Consider the following 17,276-nt stretch of genomic DNA (forward strand, 5'->3'; position numbering starts at 1 on the left):
ATAAGGGGGGCCCCCTGTACTAACGCCCAAAGCTGGTTTGAAGCCCTTTGGAGGTTAGGTGTCATGCACACTTACGCGACCCCGTATCATATTGCTCGTGAGCAACAGCCCGAGCTGCCGACCTATTGCTTCCGTCCGGAACGCGTGACGGCGGCTGCAAGCTGGTTCGTGGAGAAATTCCCGGCTCAGCCCTTCTATGCTGTGAAGGTGAACCCTGCCCCGCACGTCCTCGACGCGCTGTGGGAAGGTGGCATCCGCAGCTTTGACGCGGCATCCGAGAAGGAAATCGAGCTGATCCGCGGCCGCTTCCCTGATGCCCGCATTGCCTTCCTGCACCCTGTGAAGCCCCGCCGCGCGATCGAGCGGGCTTACAAGCAGCATGGCGTGCGCATCTTCGTGACCGACTCGATGGCCGAGCTGCACAAGATCCTCGACGCGACCGACTTCGCAAAGGATCTCACGATCCTCGTGCGTATCGCTGTCTCGAACGAAGGCTCTGCCCTGCCGCTTTCCGGCAAGTTCGGCGCGAGCGCGGCAGAAGCCGCTGAACTTCTCAGCGTGGCCCGCCGCTATGCGGACGAGCTGGGCGTGTCGTTCCATGTTGGCAGCCAGGCGATGAAGCCTTCGGCCTGGGCACAGGCGATGGCGGACGCCAGTCGCGTCATCATCGACGCCGGCGTGACCGTGGACATCGTGGATGTCGGCGGCGGCTTCCCGGCGATCTATGCTGACAAGAATCCGCCCGCGATGGACGACTATGTCGCCATGGTGATGCGCTCGTTCGAGAACATGTTTGTTCTCGAGAACGCAGACCTGTGGTGTGAGCCCGGCCGCGCGCTGGTGGCCGAAGCCGAAAGCCTTCTGGTGGGCGTTGATCTGGCCAAGGACAACGCGATCTACATCAATGAAGGCTCCTATGGCGCGCTCTATGACGCCGTGCACGAGAACTGGGTGTTCCCGATGCGCGCGATCTCGGGCGACGGGCGCAAGCTCGGCCGTATGGTGGAATACACCGTCTACGGACCGACCTGCGATTCGGCTGACATGCTTCCAGGCAAAGTCTGGTTGCCGGCCGGCCTCACCGAGGGCGACTATATCGAGATCGGCAACATCGGCGCCTATGGCCGTTCGATGGCCACCCGCTTCAACGGGTTTGGCGAGTCCGATGTGGCGATTGTTCAGGACAGCCCCTGGCCGTCGCTCTATGGCTCGGCCGAAGGCGCTGAAGTCATCTCGATCGGCTCGATGGCCACGAACTGAACTTCGGGAAAGCCGTAGCGTCTCAGGACGCGGGTGATCCCCTCTTCCCTTTCAGGCGGACTTGTGAGGCACGCTGTGCCTCCCTGTCCGCCTGACTCGTTTCTGGCAGGCAGCACACGGATCGTCTGGCGGGCAATGGCCGCGCCGGAATCGATATAGCTGACGGCATGGGGCGCCGTCGCGATGAGCTGGCCGCGCACCAGCGGGAAATGCGTGCAGGCGAGTACAATCGTGTCGATCTGATCGCCGCCCGGCGCAGTGAACAGCGGGGCCTGCGCGGCGGCAAAAGCCTCGGGCGGCACGTCTTCCCCCCGCGCATGAGCCTCGGCGAGTTTCACCAGATCCAGGCTGCCATGGAGGATGACGCGCTTGCCACTGGCAAATTCCTCGATCAGGCGGGCCGTATAGGCGCGACGGATGGTGCCCGGCGTGGCGAGGAGGCCGATGGTGCCGGTTTCGGTGAGCTTTGCCGCCGGCTTGATGGCAGGGACAGTACCGACGACGGGAATATCGAGGACGGCGCGCACTTCGGGGAGCGCCAGTGTGCTGGCCGTGTTGCAGGCGATGACGAAAACATCCGGCCGGACCGCCTCGACCAGCGCTTTTGCAACCACCGGCAAGCGCGCGCGCAGGGCCTCATCGGACTTGTCCCCATATGGGAAAAAGCCGGTGTCGGCAGCGTAGTGGACCGAGAGGCGCGGCCCCAGCGCGCGGATTTCAGCGGCAACGGTGAGCCCGCCAACGCCGGAATCAAACACCAGAACACGCCCCCTGGCGGGCGAAGGCTCAAACGGGAACGGCGCGTCGGCGGTCATGAGTCCCAGTTAAGACCATTCTCTGGCGGCGAAAACGGGGCCGTTTCAGGCTTTTGGCACGAGTTTTGTTGTGCAGCGCACAATAGCGTCGTAGAAAAGAGATGAAGCTGATGGATACAAAACAGATGTTTGACTTCTGGCTGGCGCCGTGGCGCGCCTCTCTCGCCCTCACCTCCGCATCGCTCGACACGATGCTGACGATGCAGAAAAGCATGATGAGCCTCTCGTCCATCACCCTGGATGACGGCTTTGACGGGGCGGACGAGAACCTGATGCGCCAGGCATTCCAGCTGACGGCGGACGCGAATGTACGCCGCTGGGCCGATACGGCCGGTGTTCTTCAGGCCATGCCCGACTGGTATCATCAGGTGGCCAACGGCCCCGGCGCGGCGCTGACCGACATGTTCGACAAGGCCCGCCGCTCGGTCAGCTGACAGCTCAGGCCAGTTCGAGCGCGCGCAGGACAGCGCCCTGATCGAAATAGGGCCGCTCGCAGATGATCTTGTCCCCGCCGGGCGGGAACTCGAAACTCGCCGCCATGCGCACCCGGAAGGACCGGCCGGTTGGGTCGACCACCCTGTCTTTCAGGCGCAGGGGGCCAAGATGAGTACCGGTAAGCCAGAATTCCACGAGCACCGTATCGCCGGCATGGGCGATGGCGATGATCTCGTTGCCCTGATCGGGGAAAGGGGTGCGCGAGGCATCGAAATAGCTGCGCACAGCGGCTTCGCCGTCAAACACATTGCCCGAACCGTACATTTCATAGCGCGGATGTTCGAAGGTCGCGATGACGGCGTCCCAGTCATGGGTGACCTCCAGCGCCATGTGATCTTTCACCAGCTGGATGCGGCGCGTGGCCAAGTCTGACATGTTTCTCTCTCCCCGTTTTCCTGCGCGCTAATCGAGAGCGACAGCGCTTCCAAGGGGCTGGTTTTGTTGCCGGGTTGGCCATGGACTTGCCCGAGCGTCTGATCTAGGCGGTAGGAATTGCCCTTCCCTAGCGATATGGCCGAATTCCATGCCTCTTTCTTTCAAACAGCTGAAAACCATTGAGCAGCGCCTCCTCTGGCTGGCCGCCTGGACGGTTCACAATGCCAACCATCTTCGCGAGAAGGCGGACGATGATGTGAAGGTGGGCGGGCATCAGGCGAGCTGCGCATCGATTGTGTCGATCATGACGGCGCTCTATTTCCATGTGCTGCGGCCCGAAGACCGGGTGGCGGTTAAGCCCCATGCCGCGCCGGTGTTCCATGCGATGCATTACCTGATGGGCAGCCAGACGCGCGAGAAGCTGGAAAATTTCCGGGGCTATGGCGGGGCGCAGTCCTATCCCTCGCGCACCAAGGATATTGATGACGTGGATTTCTCCACCGGATCGGTTGGCCTGGGTGTAGCGGAGACAGCTTTTGCCTCGATCATTCAGGACTACCTGATTGCCCGTCCGTGGACGGATTTTGGCTCGGGCAAACGCCCCGCCGGCCGGATGGTGGCGCTGGTGGGTGACGCTGAGCTGGACGAGGGCAATGTGTATGAATGCCTTCAGGAAGGCTGGAAGCATGGCCTGCGCAATACCTGGTGGATCATCGACTATAACCGGCAGAGCCTCGACGGCGTGGTACATGAAGGGCTCTGGACGAAGATCGAGGCGATCTTCAAGGCGTTTGGCTGGCGCGTAGAGGTGTTGCGCTTTGGCGCGTTGCAGCGGGCCGCCTTTGCAGAACCGGGCGGCGAGCGCCTGAAACAGTGGATCGAGGACTGCCCCAATCCGCTCTATTCGGCCCTCACCTATATGGGCGGCGCGGCATGGCGCAAGCGTCTGCTGGACGACATTGGCGATCAGGGCGACGTGGCCGCCTTGCTCGAGAAGCGCTCGGATACGCAGCTCAGTGAACTGATGAACAATCTGGGCGGGCAATGCCTGGAGACGTTGCTGGAGGCCTTCTCCCGCGCCGATGACGAGCGGCCAACGGTGTTCCTCGCCTATACGATCAAGGGATGGAGCACGCCGCTTGCGGGGCATAAGGACAACCATGCCGGCCTGATGACCAAGGCACAGATGGCCGATTTCCAGAAGGTGATGGGCGTCGCCGAGGGAGAGGAATGGGAGCCGTTTGCGACGGTGAAACAGCCCGGCGATCTGCAAGCGGCGCTGGAGGATGTTGCGTTCTTCGCCAAGGGTGCCCGCCGTTACAGTGCGCCGCGGGTGCCCTCCCCCGGACCGGTGTTTCTGGAAGACGAGACGCTTTCCACGCAGGCCGGGCTTGGCAAGATCCTCGACAGCCTGGCGCGCGGCGATACGGAGCTGGCGCAGCGTATACTGACGACATCGCCGGATGTGACGGTGTCGACCAATCTGGGCGGCTGGGTGAACCGGCGCGGCCTGTTTGCGCGGGAGGCTGTGGCCGACACGTTCCGGGACCAGAAAATCCCCTCGGCGCAAAAATGGGCATTCTCTCCTGAGGGGCAGCATATCGAGCTGGGCATTGCGGAGATGAACCTGTTCCTGCTGCTGGGCGCAGCGGGGCTTTCCCATTCTCTCTTTGGCGAGCGGCTGATCCCGGTCGGGACGGTGTATGATCCGTTTGTGGCGCGGGGCCTCGATGCGCTGAATTATGCCTGTTATCAGGATGCGCGCTTCATTATTGCGGGCACGCCTTCGGGCGTGACGCTGGCCCCGGAGGGCGGCGCACACCAGTCCATCGGCGCGCAGCTGATCGGGATGAGCCAGGACGGCATCGTTTCCTTCGAACCGGCATTTCTGGACGAGCTGTCGATCATCATGGACTGGTCGTTCGACTATCTGCAGCGCGACGGCGAGGGCGACCCGGACGAGCGCACCTGGCTGCGTGACGAGACGGGTGGATCGGTTTACCTGCGGCTTTCAACCCGGCCTGTTGAGCAGGTGCGCGCCTGGTCACGCGAAGACGCTGCGTTCCGGCAGGGCGTGATTGATGGCGGCTACTGGCTACGCAAGCCGGGCCCGAACGCCGAAGTCATCATTGCCTATCAGGGCGTGATAGCGCCCGAAGCGATCAAGGCAGCCGCGCGGATCGGCGAAGGGCGGCGCGACATTGGCGTTCTGGCGGTCACATCAGCCGACCGGTTGAATTCCGGCTGGACGGCGGCGCGCCGAGCACGGGCGCGCGGGCAGAAGACCGCCATCAGCCAGATTGAGCGGTTGATGGACGGTGTGCCCCGGCACGCGCAGCTGATCACGGTGACGGATGGGCATCCGGCAACACTCGCCTGGATCGGCGGCGTAAAGGGCCATCCGGTGACCCCGCTGGGCGTCGAGCATTTTGGACAGACCGGCACGATCCGGGACCTCTACCGGCACTTCATGATTGACGCTGATGCTATCGTCTCCGCGGCCAGCCACCTGTCTCCGGGTAAAAGCCTCTAGCCCGGGCCGTTTGCCGGATCTGTAGTAGGTGGTGCAGCTGCGCTGAGTATAAGTGCCGATAAGGCGGAGAATTCCCGCATTAAAACAACGTGATCTTTACCAGATTGGCGTAAACCAAGAGTTGGAGCTGATACGGTTTGGGATTATGTGGCTGGGTATCAAGTCAGGCCGTTGGCGGGCGGCCGTCTGGGCGATGCTCAGTTGTCTGTTGCTGCCCTCGCTTGCCATAGCGGGCGAGCCGCCGCGCAGTATCAATCTCGCGAGCCTGCCCGCAGACGCCGCATTTACACCCGCCCTGGAGATCGCCACGGGAATTGACCCGTCAGCCTTGCCCGAAGACGTTATCGCTTCTGCGAACGAGCTCGGCTTCAAATCTGCGGGCAAGAAGACGCCTCAGTTCTCGCCACGTGAGGGCGATGTGTGGCTGCGCTTTACACTGACAAATCCGAGCCTGGATGTGCAATCTGCCAAGCTGGCACTGCGGTTTCCCTATCTGGAGCGTACCGATCTGTTTGAGCGGCGCGCCGATGGCAGCCTGCATCACAGCATGGCGGGATCGGCTGTTCCGATCACCGGCGCTGCCATCGCCGCAGCCTATCCCGCTTATCACCTGCATGTAGCCCCCAGCGAAACGCGGGAATATTTCATCCGCATACGAAGCTCATCCCTGATCCTGCTGCCCGTGACGATTGCCTCTGAAGCGGCATTCGCCCAGCGCATGACGATGGAAACGCTGGTGTGGAGCCTGATTGTTGGCGCTGCGCTGGCTTTTGCGATCTATGCCGCCTCGATGTCGTTTACAACGGCGAACGGGGCCTTCCGAATCTATATCTGCTTTGCCTTGTCTGCTGCGCTCTATATTCTTCTTTCGTCAGGTTTGATGAATGCGCTGCTGGGAACGCATGTGCACTTCAACTTTGCCCGGACGGTCTTTTTCACCCAAGCCATGGTGATGGCATTCGGCACAATGTTCATCATGGTGTTTCTCGACATGGAGAAACAGGCGCCGCGCCTTTACCGCATCTTCTACCTGATTGCCTTCATCAGCGTACTGACCGGGATCAGCTTCCTGCTGCCGGCCTGGATTGGCCAGCTGAGCTTTGTCATTGCCACGGGGCTTGGTCCGATTGTCGTGGTGGCCGGGCTTGCGCTGATGTCAGCCAGCGGTGTCTCCGGCGCCCGCAGCGCGCTGGTTGCCTGGCTGCCTTGTCTGCTGGCTACCTTGTGGATTTACCTGCGCATCTTCGATGTGACGCCCTATTTGCCGATCAATCATTTCCTGCTGCCGCTCGCCTTTGCGTTCACGCTGGCTTATCTGAGCGCGGTGCTGGGTGGACAGGTGCGTCAGGCGGAATTCTGGGCGAATACCGACGCGATGACCGGCCTTGGAAATCGCCGCCTGCTTGACCGGATCTGCGATCTGGAAAACCGGCAGACGAGTGAGCGTTACGCAACCGCCGTCGCGATCGACCTGGATAATTTCAAGCCGGTGAATGACACGTTTGGCCATGCCGCGGGCGATGCTGTGCTCGTCGCCATGGCAGAGAAACTCCGCGCGCATTTTGGCGGGCGGGGCGATATCTTCCGGGTGGGCGGGGATGAATTCCTGATCCTTGGATACCATTGGCAAAGCCGGATGGACATCATCACCCAGGCGAATGCGTTCCTGCAAGCCGCCCTCACGCCGCTGCAGTTTGAAAACAATTACATCTCTGTGGGCGCTAGCGTGGGAATTGCGTTCCTCGATCATCGCACCGGCTTTTCAGGCATGCTGCGCCAGGCCGATGCCGAACTTTACCATGTAAAGTCTGCCGGGCGGGGCGGCATACGCATTTCCGATCAGCGCCAGCGCGACCGCCGGAGCAGTGAGCCGGTCGTCTTTGCAGAAAATGATGATACCGAAGAACGCGTCGCCAAGATGTTCGGTACATCCCAGCGCCGCTGATTGCGGGGCCGGCGGCTAGACGAGTATCTCGTAGAGATCGGTTCTCCGATCACGGAAGAAGCCCCAGGCGGCTCTTGCCCGGTCGATATGCTCCAGATCGAAGGTGGCAACAATCACGCCTTCTTCCTTCCGGTCCAGATCGGCGGCAATCTCGCCGGTTTCATCGGTGATGAAGCTGGTGCCGTAGAAAACCTGCCCCTGCTCGTCCCCGACCCGGTTTGCGGCAACCACCGGGATGACGTTTGCGACCGCATGGCCCTGCATGCCCCGGCGCCAGCGCGCGGCGGTGTCCAGAGAGGCGTCCTGCGGCTCTGCGCCAATCGCGGTGGGATAGAGCAGCACATCGGCGCCCATGAGCGCCATCGAACGGGCCGCTTCGGGGAACCATTGATCCCAGCAGATGCCCACGCCGATCCGGCCCTTCATTGTGTTCCAGACCCGGAAGCCGGTATCGCCCGGCCGGAAATAATACTTCTCCTGATAGCCGGGACCATCGGGAATGTGGCTCTTGCGATAAACGCCAAGCGGCGCGCCGTCCGCGTCAATCACGACGATGGAGTTGAAATAGTGCGGGCCTTCCTTCTCGTAGATAGAGACCGGAATGACGACGCCAAGTTCTGCGGCAAGATCCGAGAGCTGATGAACGGCCGGATGGTCCTGCCACTCGAACGCGCGGGCGAAATGTTCTTCTTCCTGCGTCTTGCAGAAATAATATCCGCAGAACAGCTCCGGCGGCAGAATGACATCTGCGCCCTTGGCCGCCGCCTCGCGCACGAAACCGGCAACCCGGTCGATGTTCTCCTGAACATCGTCGGTGGGGGTAAACTGGATGGCTGCGAGCGTAATCGTCCGGGTCATGAGCTTGGGCTCCTTGTCAGGCAGGAATTTCGCGGGTCATGCAGTGGAAACTGCCGCCGCCCGCGAGGATAGCACGCGCCGGCAGGCCAATCACTTCCCGGCCTGGGAACAGCGCCTTGAGATCGGACAGGGCAACGGCCGAGAAGCGGTCTTCATAGACCGGGACCAGGACGGCCCTGTTGGTGATCGTGAAGTTCATATGGCTGGCCGGAACCGGAACACCATCACCGAAATGCACCAGGCCCGGCGAAGGGATGCTCGACACCATGAGGCCATGCGACACAAGTGTGCGCTCGATCTCCTGGAGCGTTTCGGCATTGGGATCGTTCCGGTCTGCCGGATGCTGGCAGAGGACATGGCCCGGCGCGATGAAGCGCGCGATATTGTCGACATGGCCATCGGTGTGGTCGTTCATCAGGCCATCGCCGAGCCAGATGAATTCATCCACGCCAAGGGCCGCCGTGAGGCTTGCCTCGATCTCTGCCTGGGAAAGCTGGGGGTTGCGGTTGGGATTGAGCAGGCATTGGCGCGTTGTCAGCAGGCGGCCTTCGCCATCTGCGTCAATGCCGCCGCCTTCCAGAATGAGGCTGTGGCGCCGTGCAGGCAGGCTCTCGACACGGGCCACTTCCCCGGCGGTCTCCGTATCGCCTTCCATGAGGTATTTTCCGCCCCAGCCATTGAAGCGGAACACCTGCGCCTGGCGCGAGGCGCCCGTGCCGGTGACGACCGGGCCGGTATCGCGCAGCCAGATATCGCCGGTGGGAATCTCGACGATCTCCCCTGCCCCGCCGGTGGCCAGGCGCGCCGAGGCAGCCGCCTCGCGCGAGCCGCACGCGATCTTGACCGGTACAAAGCTGGCCGCCTTGCGGATGAAGCCGGCAATTTCCGACCGGGCAGCGGTCAGATCGCCGCCCCATTCTTCGGCGAGGCGCGGCCAGCCAGCCCAGAGGGCGGCCTGAGGCGCCCATTCGGGCGGGAGGTGAGGATGTATATCAGTCATGTCGCGCGGGCCTTGCCACAGCTTGGGTCAAACGAAAAGGGCGGCCTCGAAAGACCGCCCTCTCATATAATGTGCCTTCAGCGGAATTCCGCTTAGAAGGTGTACTTCACGCCAAGGCGGATCTGCCAGAGCGACGCGTTGTTGAGCGTCGATGCTTCGTCAACTTCCTCGTTAAATCCGGAGATGATGAGGCGGTTCTGGTCGTCCAACCCGTCCAATGTGTAGAGGCTGGCATTGCCTGGGAAGCCGTGCTCTTTCATGACGCCCCAATCATCGTTGATCAGGTTGCCGACATTGCGGATCACAACGAAGGCTTCGGTGCGGTCAGCCGCGCGCAGGCCTGGAAGTTCCTGAGCAAAACGGACGTCGAAGCGTGAGCGCCACGGGTCGTTCTCGGTGTTCCGGTCGATGATGCCGCCGCGATACTTCTGCAGGTCGTCCGAGCTGCCGACGAAGTTCACGAGCGATGCAAGAGCCGCCGCGTCAGAGAGCGGTGAGATGTTTGCATCGTCGAGACCGGTCGGAATGTAAGCCAGCTGCCGGCGGTTGCCGAAGATCGGGTCAAACGCTGTGTTCGAGCCAATCGTATAGCTGTAGGGCGAGCCCTGGTTGACCGTTCCGAACAGCGAGAATTTCGACGCATAGTTCTGGATGAACTCACGGCGAGCATTCAAGTTGAAGGTGAAGCGGTGCGGGATCACGTAGTCGCTTACGCCGGTTTTCGGATTGACCGGGTCAAACGTGGCGAAGTTGGTGAAGTTCGAGAAGGCCACCGAAGACGTCATCGGGTTTACGTCTTCCGCGTCCGTGTACGCGTAGCCAAGACCCCAATCGATGCCGTTGTCATAAGACTTCGACAGGCCGAGCGAGAGCACGCGGGAGAAGCCTTTTTCTTCCGTGTTGGTCAGCATGAAGTCGTTGGTGTTGCCGCTGTAGATAGGACGGCCGTCGGCTGCGACGTCTTCCTGCTCCCACGAAATCGGCTGGATGTAGGCGGCTTCGTTGACTTTCGAATAGAGGAAGTCAGCCATCAGGCGCCAGTCGTTGCCGTACCATGCGTCATCTGCACCAAAGTCGATGACCGTACCCAGAGCAAACTTCCAGTCAGACGGAATTTCGAAGTCGGGGTCGAGGGCGTTGACGGGGCCACGACCATTTGCATTTGCAACGGCATCAATCGATTCATCGGGGACGTTGATGAACGGGCTGCCAGCGCCGCCAGCATATGTGTAGTCGTTGATGTTGCCGCCGCGGATGCGGTCTTCGAACAGGGTTACACCGTTGTTGGAGTAGTTGTTCGAGATCCAGACGTTCGGGTTGCCGCCGGAATAGAGACCGAAGCCACCATGGAAGCGGATAGCGTCCGAGAAGTCATACTTGAAGCCAATGCGCGGCTGCAGCAGGTCGCGGCCATCCATGGTCGCGTCGTTGCGGAAGCCGTAATTCGTCAGGAAGCTCTGGTTGAGCGCCGGAGCATCGCCCGACGTGTAGTAGTCATAGCGCAGACCGGCCGTGACGTTGAAGTTCGGGGAAACCTGCCACGTGTCCTGAACGTAGGCTGTGTTGATTTCGTAGCCGAAGCTTGCAGCGCCGTCGTCCTGGTTGTTCGAACCCGCAGCGTTCTCATAACGGAAGTCAGAGAAGTTGCCGTCGATGAAGTCCTGCAGCGAGTCGAAGACCCACTCACCTTTGACTTCCTGAATGAACAGGTTGAACACGTCGAGCTCTTCACGCTCTGCGCCGAAAGTCAGGAGGTGGTCGCCGACCTGCCAGTTGGCTTTCGCCTTGTAGACGTCGGAGGTGTAGATCAGGTCGTTTGCATGACGGCTGTCGTCTGCGCCGAGGTAGATCGTCGTTTCGTCAGAACCAACCGTGCGCGGCACGTTGATCTGAACTTCGCCGAAACCGTCAAAACCGGCAACCGGGTCCTGGACGGCATCGAACTCGACGCGGGTCACGCGCAGCTCGGTGTTGAAGTTGCTGGTCCAGTCGGAGTTCAGCGAGGCTGAATAGCTCTCGAGGAGGCCGCCGCGCTGGTAGAAGTGGTTACCGTCTGCAATCTCATCCGACCCGGAATCCGACGGGTTAAAGTTGAACGCCTCGTTTTTCATGTAGGCGAGCGCAGCGCGGTGGTTGTTGGTGATGTTCCAGTCGAGCTTGGCGAAGATTTTCTCGTCTTCGACCGGGATCGAGGTTGGCAGACCGCCGGCGACATAGCCGTACTGGTTCACGGCAACATCAATGACCTGCTGATACAGCGCCGGATCAACGCTGGCGCGGGCCGGGCCGTTGTCGAAGAGGTTGACGGCTTCGTTCTTCTCATAAGCACCGAAGAAGAACAGACGGTCTTTCAGGATCGGCAGGCCGACATTGAAACCGTAGCGCTTGTCTTCGAAATCCTGCGAAGAGACTTCGTTACCTTCGACGGAATCGCCGCGGAGGTCGTTGCTGGTGTAGTCATAGAACAGACCGCCATGGATCTCGTTCGTACCCGACTTGGTGACGGCGTTGATGTTACAAGCCGTGAACTGGCCGTATTCAACGTCAAACGGTGCGAGTTCGACAGAGACCTGCTGAATGGCGTCGAAGGAGAACGGGATGCTCTCGGTCGGGTAACCGTTCGAGTTCAGACCGAAGCTGTCGCTCAGGCGGGCGCCGTCAACTGTCAGCGAGTTGTAGCGGGGGTTAGCGCCGGCGCACTGGATGGCGTCGTTGAAGCCGTCGTCGATGTAGACGCGCGGGTCGAAGCGCAGAACGTCCTTGAGATCGCGGCTGATGACAGGCGCGTTCTGAAGCGTTTCAAGGTTGTAGGAAGCCGACGGGCCGGTTGCGACCTGGGCGATCTGCGCCGAACCGGTCACCACAACCGTGTCGAGGCGGGCGGTGTCATCGGCAGCAGCCATCGTGATGTCGATGACCGAGACGTCACCGAGACCGGTGAAGATGTTTTCGACGCGGCTGGTGGGCAGGCCTTCTGCCGTGACGGTGAAGCTGAAAGGGCCACCGACGCGCAGGTTCTGCGTCGTGTACTGGCCATTTGCGTTGGTGGTGGCGCTCGTCACGGTGCCTGTTGGCTCGTGAACAATGCTGACGACCGCGCCGGCAACAGGCTGGCCTTCAGCCGTCGTCACAGCGCCGCGAGCGTTGGATGTGGTCACCTGTGCGTAAACTGCAGCGACCGGCGCAAGCGCCGCGATAACTGCGATCGATGCGCTCCGCGCATAGAAATTCTTGATCATGTGGACTTCCCCGGATTTCGACCATCACCACGGTCCCCTCGCGAGACCGGGTTTGGCGAGGCCTTAACCCCGCTGAGTGACAGATTAGTGACAAGCGTTTGAAGGTTCAGCATCCCATTTCTCATCGCGGTCGGTTTTTTGGTTGCGATGCAAAAATGACACGCTGTTAATACCTGAAGTGCCCCTTCAAACAGCGTCGGCCTCTGTATTTGAGCCGTCGAAGCGGCCATAAGACGCGCACAAAGCCTCTTGGAACCCGCCATGCACGATTCGACGTTGCTCGACCGCCATCAGACCTTTGAACGCCTGACACTGGCAGTCCTCGGGTTGCTCCTGATTCTCCGAATCGCAGCGGTCATCTCCACGCCGCTGGAGCTCTATGCGGACGAAGCCCAATACTGGCGCTGGGGGCAGTCGCTGGAGTGGGGCTATTATTCCAAGCCGCCGATGATCGCCTGGGTGATTCACCTGACGACCTCCATTTTCGGCACGCAGGAATGGACTGTCCGCCTGGCGGCGCCCTTTCTGCACACGGCGGCAGCAGCGCTTATCTTCCTGACCGGACGCGCCATGCTGGACGCCAGGGCGGGTTTCTTTGCCGCCCTGCTCTACGCGCTGATGCCATCTGTCGTTCTCTCATCAAGCGTGCTGTCGACCGATGGCGTGCTGATGCCGTTCTGGTGCGCGGCCCTCTTTCTGCTGTGGCGCCTCAGGAGCGGAGAAGGCCTCTGGGTGTCGGCAGCCCTGCTTGGGGGCGCGATCGGCGCGGGCATGCTGTCAAAATACGCGATGATCTATTTCCTGATCGGCATCGCTCTGGCCAGCCTGATGGATGCGCCCACCCGCCGGGTGGTTCTTTCACCGCGCGGCGCGCTGGCCGGCGGAATTGCCGCGCTCATCATGGCGCCGCATTTCGCCTGGAACGCGGCCAATGATTTTGCCACGGTCAGCCATACCGTCGACAACGCCAACCTTGGCGGCGAGCTGTTCAATCCTGAAAATGCGCTGAGCTGGTTTGGCGATCAGCTTGGCATGTTCGGCCCTGTGAGCTTTCTGGCATTGCTTACCGGCCTGTTTCTGTACCGGACACGGCGCGGCGAAGCGGCAGGCCCCGAACGTTGGCTGCTGTGCTTCATCCTGCCGGTTCTGATCTTCATCCTGTGTCAGGCGGTCCTGTCACGCGCCCATGCCAACTGGACGGCAACCGCCTATCCCGGCGCCGCGCTTCTGGTGGCGCTCTGGTTCAGCCGCGGCAAGGCGGTCACGCTTTGGGCGAGCCTCGGCGTCAATCTGCTGGTGGCGGCGCTGTTCATGGCCATGACATTGCTGCCACCGGCCGCAACTACGGATCTGGGGCTGGACAACGCCGCCAAGCGGACCCGCGGATGGGAGGCTTCGGCCCAGGAGGTGTTTGACGCGGCTGAGCGCCTTGGGGCAACGGCGGTGCTGGTTGATGAACGGGAAGTCTGGCATGGGCTGGATTTCTATGCCCGTGACCGGAGCCTGCCGCTCATTTCGTGGCGCCGATACCCCGGCCCCAAAAGCTTTTCGGAAAGGGTGCCGCTGGAAGGCGCAATCGCGGACAGGGTACTGATAGCGTCCCTGCATTCAGGCCTGCGCCCGCATCTGCGGAGTGATTTTGCGCGCTTCGAGCCGGCAGGCCAGGTCCGCATCGATCTTGGGACACGTGGCAATGGCTGCCCGATCACCCGCGTGTTTCAGCTGTATATCGGCGAAGGTTATAATCCACCCGAGCGGACCCAGGAATGGGAAAACCAGTTCATAGGGGAAATGGAGTTTCCCGAGCCGCCCTGCCCGACGGCGGCATATGACGGCTAAGGGGCCAGCGCTCAGAGCGCTGGCGTGTCATTGCCCCAGACTTCCACAAGACGCTGATCGCGGCCGCAGGCTTCACGCTCGCTGGAATACTTTGACGCGTTCTTGAGGTAATAGTCCTGATACTGGGCCTCGGCCGGCCAGAAGGCCGTCAGTGGACGGATCTCTGTGACAACATCCTTGCCAAGCGTGCGCTGGGCACCGGACAGGGTCTCGACCGCCACATTCCGTTCGCTCTGGCCGGACACGAAAATTGCGCTGCGGTAGCTTTCGCCCTTGTCACAGAACTGGCCAGCATCGTCGGTAGGATCAATGCCGCGAATGAAGTGGGCAGCAAGCTCGAGATAAGTAACCTGCGACGGGTCGTAGGTGACCTTTACAGCCTCGTAATGTCCCGACTGTCCGGCAGCGACCTGCTTGTGGGTCGGGCGCTCAATCGTGCCACCCGTATATCCCGAAACGGTTTCGATAACGCCGTTCATTCCATCGAAATCAGCCTCAACGCCGCGGAAGTCTCCGCCCGCAAAAACGGCCGTTGCAACGCGAATCGGTGCCACTTCGGCGCGGCGGTCTTCGGCGCCTGCGTCAGACATGAAAGCGACGCTCGAGGCGAGTGCCCCGGAGACAACGGCGATAAGGACGGCTGGGCGATTGGTAAGCACGCTGGATTATTAACTCTTGGTTTGCCGGTACCCGAGGGGGCACTTGTACACGGCAAGCCCGAAGTAGTTGCTACAGGCGGCACAAAAAAGGCATCAAATGCGTTAGAATGTATTTTCTCACGCCTATGTGACCTGATGCACACAAAATGATCAGACCGGGCGTCAGGCGGGGTCTTCTGTCAGCACACGGACCCGTACCCGGCTGGACCGTCCCGCATCATCTACAGCCATTACGAGATAAAAGCCCGGCCGGTCCGGACGCCAGACTGGCGCGCCCGCATCATCCAGGGATGCAGGATCGCCATCAATGAACCAGTTAAGTGCCCCCGCCCCCCGGCCCGCGAGGACAAATGGCCGCGGCGCGCGCCCATCCACAGTGCCCGCCCAAAGCTCCGCGCCCTGAGGCGGAAACAGGATTTCAGGTGGCCGGTCGGTTGAAAAGGCACGCAACGCCCCTTTCGCAGGGGTTAACGGCGCCGCGCTGAGGCGTAATTCGCTGTCGCCGTCATCGCGCAGATGGTGGGCGGCGCGGTCTGCCATCTCGAACAGGATGGGCAGCGCAATGTCACGGCCCGTGACGCCGGTGCGCGGGGCGCCGTCTGCACGGCCAACCCAGACGACAATGACATGCTGCCCGGAGACGGCCGCCGCCCAGGCGTCCCTATAGCCATAGGAGGTGCCGGTCTTGAAGGCGATCTGGGGCGCGTCGCGTGTCAGCTGTCCCGGCATCCGGCCCGCAGGCGAGGGAGAGCCCTGCAGGATACGGAGGATTTCACCCGCGCTGGCTTCGCCCATCAGGCGGTGGCCGGGATCGGCGGCGCTCGCCGCTTCTTCTTCGGCGCGCCAGACCAGCGGCTTGGCCACCCCGCCATCTCCCAGCGCAGAATAGAGCACGGCGAGTTCACGGCCTGTCAGCCCTGCCCCGCCGAGCGCGATGGCAAGGCCCGCAGACTGGCCGGTGGCGCCCGAGACACGCGGCCGCGCGCCTGCGATCGCCAGCTGCGCCGAGAAGCGTTCGGCTCCGATCCGGTCCAGCATCAGCACCGCGGGCACGTTCAGCGAATGCTGGAGCGCGTCTGACACGCGCACATCGCCATGAAACATCCGGTCGAAATTCTCTGGCTGATATCCAGCAAACTGGCTGGGAAGGTCCTGGATGCGCGTATCGGGCGAGGCCGTGCCATCGTCAAAAGCAAGGCCATAGATGAAGGGTTTGAGCGTCGAGCCGGGAGACCTCGGGCGATCTGTCAGGTCGAGCCAGCCGCCGGCCCGCTGCCGCGATGCAGACCCCACGAGCGCGCGTACAGCGCGGGTGGGCACATGAACGACAATAACGGAGACCTGCACGTCCGTGCCTTCAAGCTCCGCCCGCGTGAGGGCGATCCGTTCCAGTTCCGCCTGAAGGGCCGCGTCCAGTGTAGAGCGAACGTCTTCGCGCGGGCCACTGGCCAGCACCGCGTCCGCTCCGTGCCAGGCACGGTCTGGAAAATCGAGGCGGCGGGCGGGCACGGAGGTTGCCGCGACCTCCAGCACATCATTCTCCGAGAACACGCCATAGCGCGCGAGCTTTTCGGCCACCCAGTCGCGCGAGCGGGCGGCAAATTCCGGCCGCCGGTCAGGCCGTCGCACTTCGGGCGATTGGGGCAGCGCGATGAGCAACGCGATCTCATCGGTCGAGAGACGGTCAGCCTCATGGCCGAAATAGCTCCAACTGGCGGCGCGGACGCCTTCCAGGTTTCCGCCATAGGGGGTCAGCGAAAGATACAGCTCGATGATTTCGCGCTTGGAGAGCCGGCGTTCGAGCTGGTTGGCGCGCCAGATCTCGATCAGCTTGGAGCCGGGATTGCGCGGGCGCGGTTCCAGCATGCGCGCCGTCTGCATGGTGAGGGTAGAGCCGCCCGAGACGATCTCTCCGGCCAGCAGGCTGTCAAACGCCGCGCGGGTGAGACCGAGCCAGTCCGTGCCGTGATGATCCCAGAAGCGCTTGTCTTCGACCCGCACCAGCGCGTCGACAAATTCGGGGTCAATCTCTTCCAGGTCCACGCCGAACCGCCAGCGGCCATCGGGCGTTGGAAACGCGCGGAGCGGCTTACCGGCACGGTCAGTGACCAGGACAGATACGCCCCCCGCACGCTCCAGCGGCGGGGGGAAGATCACATCGATCAGCAGGACAGCCGCAATCAGTGCGGCCAGTCCCGCAAGGAGGCGTTTCGGCACGGACTGGCCCAAAGATTGGCCCAAACTGCCCTCCCCCTTGA

Annotated in this window: 12 protein-coding genes; 5 read left to right on the forward strand and 7 right to left on the reverse strand. The window is 62.0% G+C overall.

Annotated features, from left to right (window positions below):
* The first annotated feature begins 63 nt into the window (after window positions 1–63).
* Window positions 64–1,260 carry a type III PLP-dependent enzyme gene (locus HNE_RS14795; protein WP_011647965.1) on the forward strand — a complete coding sequence of 399 codons (1,197 nt, stop codon included), beginning with the start codon at window positions 64–66 and terminating at the stop codon, window positions 1,258–1,260.
* Here HNE_RS14795 and murI read toward each other — a convergent pair.
* Window positions 1,203–2,075: a glutamate racemase gene (murI, locus tag HNE_RS14800; protein ID WP_011647966.1), complete on the reverse strand. Its 873-nt coding sequence runs from the start codon at window positions 2,073–2,075 to the stop codon at window positions 1,203–1,205. The two genes, HNE_RS14795 and murI, sit on opposite strands and share 58 nt — an antisense overlap.
* A gap of 110 nt (window positions 2,076–2,185) precedes the next feature.
* Here murI and HNE_RS14805 point away from each other — a divergent pair, with 110 nt between their 5' ends.
* The gene (locus HNE_RS14805; protein ID WP_011647967.1) at window positions 2,186–2,509 is read left to right on the forward strand and encodes a hypothetical protein; all 324 of its coding nucleotides are present in this window, start codon (window positions 2,186–2,188) and stop codon (window positions 2,507–2,509) included.
* Window positions 2,510–2,513: 4 nt separating this feature from the next.
* Here HNE_RS14805 and HNE_RS14810 read toward each other — a convergent pair whose 3' ends face one another.
* Complete coding sequence (locus tag HNE_RS14810) at window positions 2,514–2,945, reverse strand: ester cyclase (protein ID WP_011647968.1); 432 nt, start codon at window positions 2,943–2,945, stop codon at window positions 2,514–2,516.
* Window positions 2,946–3,093: 148 nt separating this feature from the next.
* Between HNE_RS14810 and HNE_RS14815 the strand changes: the two genes are divergently transcribed.
* The gene (locus HNE_RS14815; RefSeq protein WP_011647969.1) at window positions 3,094–5,478 is read left to right on the forward strand and encodes a transketolase; all 2,385 of its coding nucleotides are present in this window, start codon (window positions 3,094–3,096) and stop codon (window positions 5,476–5,478) included.
* A gap of 145 nt (window positions 5,479–5,623) precedes the next feature.
* Window positions 5,624–7,423: a diguanylate cyclase gene (locus HNE_RS14820; RefSeq protein WP_035591494.1), complete on the forward strand. Its 1,800-nt coding sequence runs from the start codon at window positions 5,624–5,626 to the stop codon at window positions 7,421–7,423.
* Between the two features lie 15 nt (window positions 7,424–7,438).
* Here the strand turns inward: HNE_RS14820 and aguB are convergent, their stop codons facing one another.
* The 3 genes from aguB to HNE_RS14835 all read right to left on the reverse strand — a co-directional run bounded on the left by aguB (window position 7,439) and on the right by HNE_RS14835 (window position 12,520).
* Entirely contained in the window at window positions 7,439–8,281 is an 843-nt protein-coding gene (gene aguB / locus HNE_RS14825; protein ID WP_011647971.1) for an N-carbamoylputrescine amidase, read from the reverse strand.
* A gap of 16 nt (window positions 8,282–8,297) precedes the next feature.
* Window positions 8,298–9,281, reverse strand: coding sequence for an agmatine deiminase family protein (locus HNE_RS14830; RefSeq protein ID WP_011647972.1), 984 nt, complete (start codon window positions 9,279–9,281; stop codon window positions 8,298–8,300).
* Window positions 9,282–9,373: 92 nt separating this feature from the next.
* Window positions 9,374–12,520 (reverse strand): TonB-dependent receptor, encoded by a 3,147-nt coding sequence (locus tag HNE_RS14835; protein WP_011647973.1) that lies wholly within the window; start codon window positions 12,518–12,520, stop codon window positions 9,374–9,376.
* Between the two features lie 261 nt (window positions 12,521–12,781).
* On the opposite strand from HNE_RS14835, the gene HNE_RS14840 reads away from it, so the two are divergent.
* The gene (locus HNE_RS14840) at window positions 12,782–14,359 is read left to right on the forward strand and encodes an ArnT family glycosyltransferase (RefSeq protein WP_011647974.1); all 1,578 of its coding nucleotides are present in this window, start codon (window positions 12,782–12,784) and stop codon (window positions 14,357–14,359) included.
* Window positions 14,360–14,370: 11 nt separating this feature from the next.
* Here HNE_RS14840 and msrA read toward each other — a convergent pair whose 3' ends face one another.
* Window positions 14,371–15,018 (reverse strand): peptide-methionine (S)-S-oxide reductase MsrA, encoded by a 648-nt coding sequence (gene msrA / locus HNE_RS14845; protein ID WP_011647975.1) that lies wholly within the window; start codon window positions 15,016–15,018, stop codon window positions 14,371–14,373.
* Between the two features lie 162 nt (window positions 15,019–15,180).
* On the reverse strand, window positions 15,181–17,259 hold the full coding sequence (gene pbpC / locus HNE_RS14850) for a penicillin-binding protein 1C (RefSeq protein ID WP_233351919.1): 2,079 nt from the start codon (window positions 17,257–17,259) through the stop codon (window positions 15,181–15,183).
* Window positions 17,260–17,276: the final 17 nt, after the last annotated feature.

The organism is Hyphomonas neptunium ATCC 15444 (assembly GCF_000013025.1).
Taxonomy (GTDB): Bacteria; Pseudomonadota; Alphaproteobacteria; order Caulobacterales; family Hyphomonadaceae; genus Hyphomonas; species Hyphomonas neptunia.